The sequence below is a fragment of the Mycoplana sp. 10N416 genome (assembly GCF_056394765.1).
Genome location: NZ_JBFTIM010000022.1, coordinates 25,062 through 31,675, shown reverse-complemented (window position 1 = coordinate 31,675; position 6,614 = coordinate 25,062). Strand labels below are relative to the sequence as shown.

Annotated in this window: 8 protein-coding genes and 1 pseudogene; 6 read left to right on the top strand and 3 right to left on the bottom strand. The window is 58.0% G+C overall.

Annotation, left to right across the window (positions count from 1 at the left end; genetic code table 11):
* The 4 genes from AC1DDS_RS24205 to AC1DDS_RS24190 all read left to right on the top strand — a co-directional run.
* The coding region (locus AC1DDS_RS24205) for a hypothetical protein (protein ID WP_477481183.1) at window positions 1-386 on the top strand (386 nt) is incomplete at its 5' end.
* Between the two features lie 906 nt (window positions 387-1,292).
* Window positions 1,293-1,433: a hypothetical protein gene (locus tag AC1DDS_RS24200; protein WP_477481182.1), complete on the top strand. Its 141-nt coding sequence runs from the start codon at window positions 1,293-1,295 to the stop codon at window positions 1,431-1,433.
* A 456-nt stretch (window positions 1,434-1,889) separates the two neighbouring features.
* Window positions 1,890-2,324, top strand: coding sequence for a hypothetical protein (locus AC1DDS_RS24195; RefSeq protein ID WP_477481181.1), 435 nt, complete (start codon window positions 1,890-1,892; stop codon window positions 2,322-2,324).
* 249 nt (window positions 2,325-2,573) lie between these two features.
* Complete coding sequence (locus AC1DDS_RS24190; RefSeq protein WP_477481180.1) at window positions 2,574-2,966, top strand: PRC-barrel domain-containing protein; 393 nt, start codon at window positions 2,574-2,576, stop codon at window positions 2,964-2,966.
* A gap of 169 nt (window positions 2,967-3,135) precedes the next feature.
* Here AC1DDS_RS24190 and AC1DDS_RS24185 read toward each other — a convergent pair whose 3' ends face one another.
* Window positions 3,136-3,312, bottom strand: a complete 177-nt coding sequence (locus tag AC1DDS_RS24185; RefSeq protein WP_477481179.1) for a hypothetical protein — start codon at window positions 3,310-3,312, stop codon at window positions 3,136-3,138.
* Window positions 3,313-3,341: 29 nt separating this feature from the next.
* Here AC1DDS_RS24185 and AC1DDS_RS24180 point away from each other — a divergent pair, with 29 nt between their 5' ends.
* Together AC1DDS_RS24180 and AC1DDS_RS24175 are read left to right on the top strand one after the other, a co-directional pair.
* On the top strand, window positions 3,342-3,590 hold the full coding sequence (locus AC1DDS_RS24180) for a DUF982 domain-containing protein (RefSeq protein WP_477481178.1): 249 nt from the start codon (window positions 3,342-3,344) through the stop codon (window positions 3,588-3,590).
* 69 nt (window positions 3,591-3,659) lie between these two features.
* Window positions 3,660-3,926, top strand: coding sequence for a DUF982 domain-containing protein (locus tag AC1DDS_RS24175; protein WP_477481177.1), 267 nt, complete (start codon window positions 3,660-3,662; stop codon window positions 3,924-3,926).
* An 8-nt stretch (window positions 3,927-3,934) separates the two neighbouring features.
* Here the strand turns inward: AC1DDS_RS24175 and AC1DDS_RS24170 are convergent, their stop codons facing one another.
* Both AC1DDS_RS24170 and AC1DDS_RS24165 read right to left on the bottom strand, forming a co-directional pair.
* Entirely contained in the window at window positions 3,935-4,063 is a 129-nt protein-coding gene (locus AC1DDS_RS24170) for a hypothetical protein (protein ID WP_477481176.1), read from the bottom strand.
* Window positions 4,064-5,751: 1,688 nt separating this feature from the next.
* Window positions 5,752-6,461, bottom strand: a pseudogene (locus AC1DDS_RS24165) (EamA family transporter); the annotation flags it as partial.
* Between the last annotated feature and the right edge of the window lie 153 nt (window positions 6,462-6,614).

The following is a 6,614-nucleotide window of genomic DNA, read 5'->3' as shown; positions in this document are numbered from 1 at the left end:
CCGGAGCCGCGAATAAAGCGGCACAAAATTGCGTCGAATTAAAAACGGGCGCAAGCCAGCCGTGGTTTCGAAACGCAAAGGGGAGCGAAATGTCCAGATGCATTAGTCTCGCTTTCGCTGGCGCAACGGGTCTTGCCGCGATCCTAATGTCGGTGCCCGACGCCAGCGCGATGCCGCCGACGATCGCCACCCAGTTTGCCGGCGCGGGCATTCTCACCGTCGGGGGCGCCTGCAACGCCTATAGTTGCAGGAACTACAGCGGCGTGTACTGGATGCCGTATTACGTTGGCACTGGGCCGACCGGTCTGGAGCGCCGGCCGAAAAGTCGGCGTCAAGAATCCCCTGAGCAGCCCAGATTTGGGCGAGCCGCTTCTTCCTTGACCTAATGGTGGATTTCGCTGGTCAACGACCAACAATGGGCGCATAATCCTAACGATTTCCACCTATCCGAGATGAGCGTTTGAAGGTAGGTGGGCGTTTGTGCGTCCGCCTTTTTGAAAGGCCTCCAGAAAGATGTGGAGGCGGCTTCGCGGTTTGTGGTTGCCTGGAATCCAGCTAAATCGCCGTTCTCAAGTTTAAATCAAGCGCAAGAAAGGGAGGTGGGCCATGATCAGAACTATCGCTGTTTTGGTTTTTGCCTTGACTACCGCTTCGTCGGCGCAGGCAATGCCTCGCTCGCCGATTCAATCAGAGAGCATAGTTACGCCCGTCGTCGCCGGCTGCGGAGTGGGGCAGACAATGGTTAATGGGAAATGCGAGTCCAGAGTCGAGAAACGCCACAATCGCCGCTGCATGCGTTGGTCAGGGTCTGTTTGCAAGCAATACGAGTGAACCGCCACTGAGCTGGCGTCTGATCAATCCGAGTCAGACGCCGGCTCTTGTTCCTCCGCTCCAGCTCAGCGAGTTTGGCGTATTGATGGCACCGGAAAATTAGGCCTCGCACCAAGTCGGTCCTTGAACCCATTGAGCGAATTTCCGAAGGGCTATCACGTGATCGAGACACCCCAGGAGATTGAGAACATGATCGTTGGCCTGACTGTTACCCCAAGGACCGACCCTGGCATCGCCTAGCAATTGTAGACACCGGCGGCACAACGCCATCTTTAACGCAGTAGATTGCGTCGGCACGACAGTCCGTTTCTCTCGTTGACGATTCTCTCCTCGAAGTGAATTCAATTGACCGTTTGCTAATTGGCGCGGGAGCGCCCACAATCAACGCTTCAGCAGACAATGTCACGGGCGCTGCTGCTTGAGGGCTGGCTACCCTGGCCCCGATCCGAAAGGAGAACGCCATGTTCTCCGAAACCTTGCGGCTGACTTACTTGAACGCCCTCAGCGGCTTAAACTACCTGCTCAACGATGACATCTTCGGCCCCTGGGCACTCATGATGGCGCTAGTGTTCATCGTTGGGGTGGCGGTGCTCGCCTACTAGCGTCTACGCCGCTTCTCGCTTCCTTGCGTCAGGCTGGCGGCAGGTGGCTTCGTGAACCGCTGCGCCTGGCTGGGGCAATGCCGGATTAGGCGCAGTATTATGTATGAGACAATCCGGCGGGTCGGCAGTGTATAGCGCCGGCCCGTTGCCGTTCACCCACCATTCTGTCGGTATAGCTCCTTCGCCTGATGCGGATAGCGGCGTTTTCGGGCCGGATAAGCTTGCTTTCCTTCAGGAGGTATTCAATGCGCTGACATGTGTAAGCGCTGGCGAAGTCCAGCACCCGTAGACCGTCGTCGGCGCTCGGTCGGCATCTGGCTCGAGAGCCACGAACGCATCGAAACTTACGCTATGATCCCTTCTGTGATGAGCGCATAGTTATACCATCGTCGGCAGCGTTTCAGGACAGCCGATGGCAGGGAGTTGGCTTCTTCCGTCCATAGGATGGAGAGAGACATGAACTCTAATATCCTTCACAGGACATTCATCCCGAAGAACGAAAAGTACGAAGCGCTTGATCGCATCACCGATGCAATCGCTTCACAAAGCTGGTTCGGAAGCCGGGCGGTCGACCGAAGCTGGCTGTTAGATTACCTTACCAGACTGTACGATCTCGGCCTTGTACTGCAAGAGGAGCTCGCCCTCTGCGCGCTCGTCGTGGCCAAGCATCGTTTCCGTCGCGGTGACCCAGATACTGGTGGCAAAGCGGACATATACCTACCGGAGGATATAACCGTAATGAGCGCCATCTTCGGCTTGGCAAACCAAAATCCGACGGCACCGAATGACAGTGACGCAGCGCGTGCGTTGGCGCGCCGTGTCATGCGTTTGTATAGGGCGGGCCTCCACGATCCCGCAGATATTCTTCAATCGTTAGAGGCCGGACGGTAACATCAATTTGGGTCAGGACGGGCGCGAGCAGACCGCGCTTCGGCAATGTTCCTCAACCATGGCACCTCGAGGCGGCTTGCCTCCTACGAGTCGTAGTCAGTGCTGGCCTGTTTCCAGTCGCCTATCGTTTTCCGGGTGCTCCACACTCGCCAAGCATAACTCTTCTACTGCTCGGAACCTCCTGACGAGCCGCTGGTTAGTAGTGACCACTAACGGAAGAGCCTGCAGAGGCTCGGAAGGAGAAGTTCAATGACCGACTATGATGCTTCGCGCACCGATGGAGCGACAGACGAAACCGGCAATCTGATCGCGGCCAGCAAAGTCGAAGGAACCGATGTCTACAACCGTCAGGGGGAAACCCTCGGATCGGTCTATGATGTCATGCTCGACAAAAGGTCGGGCAAGGTGGCTTACGCCGTAATGTCGTTTGGCGGTTTTCTCGGCATAGGCCAAGGCTACCATCCGGTTCCATGGGGCATGCTGGAATACGATGAAAACCAGGGCGGGTATGTAGTCGATCTTAACAAGGAGCAGTTGGAGGGCGCGCCGTCCTACGAGGATCAGACTAACCCAGACTGGTCAAACCCTGATTACACTCGGGGCATTGACGACTATTACGGCAGCACGCGCGGGATGCTTTGAAGGGTGCGGTAGGAACATCCCCGCGGGATGGATGTTTTCACATGGGCCCAAGCAATTAGCCCCCTCACAGCCCCCTGCTTGGGCGCGGGCTCCTACCCGCCATGCCGGCGATGTTCTCATCGTTGGCATGCCGCTTGTCTGGGCAGACTATGAACTAGTGCCGCAATAATCAGGCAATAACGACGCCGCCATCCAGCAGGGCCCGATAGCGAGGGGCTGCGCGTTCTTCACTATGGATGGTCGGCCAAGGTGCGCCGCATGTATTCTCTCCTGAACGCTTCAGCAGGCGGAGTATGCCCCACCAGCCCATCGGGACCTCGCGCGCATACCCGGCGAATTCGTTCATGCTGCAATCCTCTGTGCTATAATCCAACCATGGACCAGAAAAGATGGAACACCGTCGTAACGGTGCAGATTGGAAGGGTTGGGAAGCTCCGGGCTATATCCAGCACCGAGGAAGCCGCGGAATTCCTGCAGACCAGATGGCCGGTCGATGGCGGGCAGGCCCATACTCATGCCCGTATAGCCTGCCTTGCCGTGCTCGATGGGCACGCAACGACCGAACAGGCTCGAGATGCGTTTATCGCCGCTGCGGAGGAAGCAGGGATATTGGTAAGGGCGTGAGGTCATGCGTCTGGAACTTTGGGCGCTCCTTCCGCTTTCACGATTCTCGCGTCTACGAGGACCCACGTCATGTCCGACGGCACCAAACTCGACCAACACTGGAAATCTCCAGTCCGCATCATCACACCCGGAGGCGCGGAAAAGGTTATACGAGGCCCGAAAGACGCTCTTGCCGTACTTCCCCAAGTTTGGCCGGAGACGGGCGATGAGCATTTCAGCCAAGCCAAACGGGCGTGCCTTGACGCCCTGTCCAGATCCAAAACGTTGGATGACGCTCGCTACGCCTTCATAGGAGCGTGCCGAGACGCGAATATCCTGGTGAGCGAAGAAGATTGACCCTCGATCTACATTCGGAAGAAGTGAGGTCGTGCCGCCTCCCTCCAGAACTGGTCGGTGGCGTAATCGCCCCACTGATCGGCCATGGCGGCGGCAATGCCCGGGAAGAACCGCCACCGCTCTTTCCAGCGATCCATCAGACATCCTCACCTGGCCGAACACCCGCCACGGAAAAATGCGGCAAGTCACAGGGTTGCTGCCCTGAAAGGAGTTCTGCTCATGTCGATTCCCGTATCCCCTGGAGGCGATCCTCCCGAGCCTGTCCCACCGGAGGAACCTGTGCCGCCGATCGAAGAGCCCGAACCGCCTCGGCTCCCGGATGAAGAGCCGGTGCCAATCCGGATGAGAACCCTAATGAGCCAAGGCGTCTGATCAAGGACATCACACCAGCCTCCACTGCTCGGCTTCCTGCGGGTCTGTGAACATGGTGCGGGCGGCGTCGCAGCCATGATTGTCATGGAAACCGTGCTCTCGATGCGCTTTGTCCCGAGCGGGCTCGCGTCTTCAATTTTTGTCGAAGTATCCGGGGTGAACCTGACACAGTCACATAGGCGCCACTGCTGGAGTGCCTTGAACCAGGCAACACCCGTCGTTCCGCTCGAATTATCCGACCTTCGGCAGGCGTTCTTGACGCGCTCGCCATCACCGTAGCCTTCCAGGATCTTGCGGCCAAGGCGCGGGAGGAAGCGAGCTGCAGGCGATCTGCCGGAGCCTGCCGGCTCGCCGTCGTAGGGTTCTGTTCACGGTGTATTTCGTCGGGGCCACGCGTAAATTCAATCGGGTCCGGACAAAACCGTCCAAGCACTACAATTCCACTGGTCGCTGAATGTGGATTTCGCCAAGCTGCGATGAATTGCTGATGCTAAGTTGAAGATGCATCACTTCTGCAGCTTTCAGATAGTCGTCAGAATGTCGTGTTTTGCATCCTTTAGTCGACACTGAATTCGATTAAGGTATGGCCTGCCACCCTGAAAGGTGGTCCTCTCTGAGGTACAGCTTTCGAACCGATGGAGTGGTCTGCCCCCATCACGCTTGACGTTTACCACCCAGCCCGCACGGTGCAGAATCGCGGTGAAGCGGCGATGGCCATTATCGCTGAGCAGACGAGGCTTGTGGTCACATGGCCTGGTCGCCGTTGGTCTGACGTCAGGCTTCATAATGGCGACACACCATTGGATATCTTGAGTGTCTGCTTCTAGCCTCCAACATCGCAACCCTGAATGACCGACATGCGGGCGCGTTGCGGACGGAAAGGGGGCCGGAAGTTGACGGTCTGCTGTTGGCGCTGGGTCGTCAGAAAACAGCCGTTCCGCTTCCCACCCATTGCGGACGGTCACTGACGCACCAAGTTGTCGACGCAGCTCTGAGGGAAAAGGCTAACGCTAACTCGTCAGTCAGCAGACAATTGAAAGCTGTCTAGCCGAGTGTATTCCTCATGCTGTCCAGAACGCTGATCGCGTGGCCGGCATATTGGCTGATCCAGCGATCAGAGATCGCCTTGATCGGCAGGGGCGTTCAAGGCGATGGTCTGGCATGGCCAAGCTGGTAGCAGGCGCGAGCCGGTTTGGCTACGAATAGCAGGCGCATCGGGCGCGCCCCATTCGGTAGTTAGGCGACGGACAATTTCGGCGTCATGCGGCACCTTCGCTCAATGAGGCGACCAGTATAGAAGCCAGGCCTTAACTAGAATGTGGAGCGGCGGAAATCATCCGCCGTCAACCCTATTGGCCAGCTTTTCCGGAACGCGCATTTGAATGAACAATAGCGAGTGGGCGATCCATAGGCTGTAAGCGAACACGTCCCACAGGTCCTCGGAAACCCAAGTTCAAGCGGCACGCTGACTGAGCCAGATGCTGCCAATCACCAAGGCGATACCGACAATCTGAAGCGCGGTCAGTGTCTGGTCCAGAAAACCCCATCCGAGCAGCACCGCCGTCAGCGGGCTGAGAAGCAAGAGCGACGACACGGCCGTGGCATTCAGCCGCCCGATACCCCGGAACCAGAGAGCATAGGTCAAGGCGGCCCCGATCAGCCCGAGCCAGGCAAGTCCCATCGGGTTGGAGACCGTCGGAACGGGAATGGAATGATCGGCGAGCAAAACGACAGGGACCAGAGCAACCCGCCAGCGGTCAGTTGCCATGCCGTGAAGGTGAGAGGCGATACCGGAGGCTGCCACTTCCGCGCCAAGATGATGCCCAACGCCATGGAGGCTGCCCCAGCCAAACCGGCTGCGATGCCGATGGCGTCGAGTGCGGCACTGGGGGTCAAAACCAGCAGGGCAACGCCGCCCATACCAACTAATGCACCGATGATCGCCAATGGACGCACAGGGCTGGACAGCAGAAAAGCGGACAGAAAGACAACGATCAATGGCTGGGCCGAGAGTACAGTCCCTGCAACTCCACCAGGGAGCCGGTACGCGGCGACAAACAGCATGTTCAGGAAGATCGAGATGTTGAGAGCGCCGAGTATGAAGGAGCGCAGCCACCAGATGCCGGTCGGCAACTGCACGATCGTCAGCAGGAGCAACCCTGCTCGAAAGGGAAGCGATGGAAATCGTCGGGACGCAGTATGATCGAGTCCTTGCAATGGCTCAACGAGGAGCGAGATCGCCTGCTCTCACTGGCGTTGGACGCGGCGAATAATCGTACTGTCAGGATCGAGCGAGGGGAACCTCGCGACGGACTG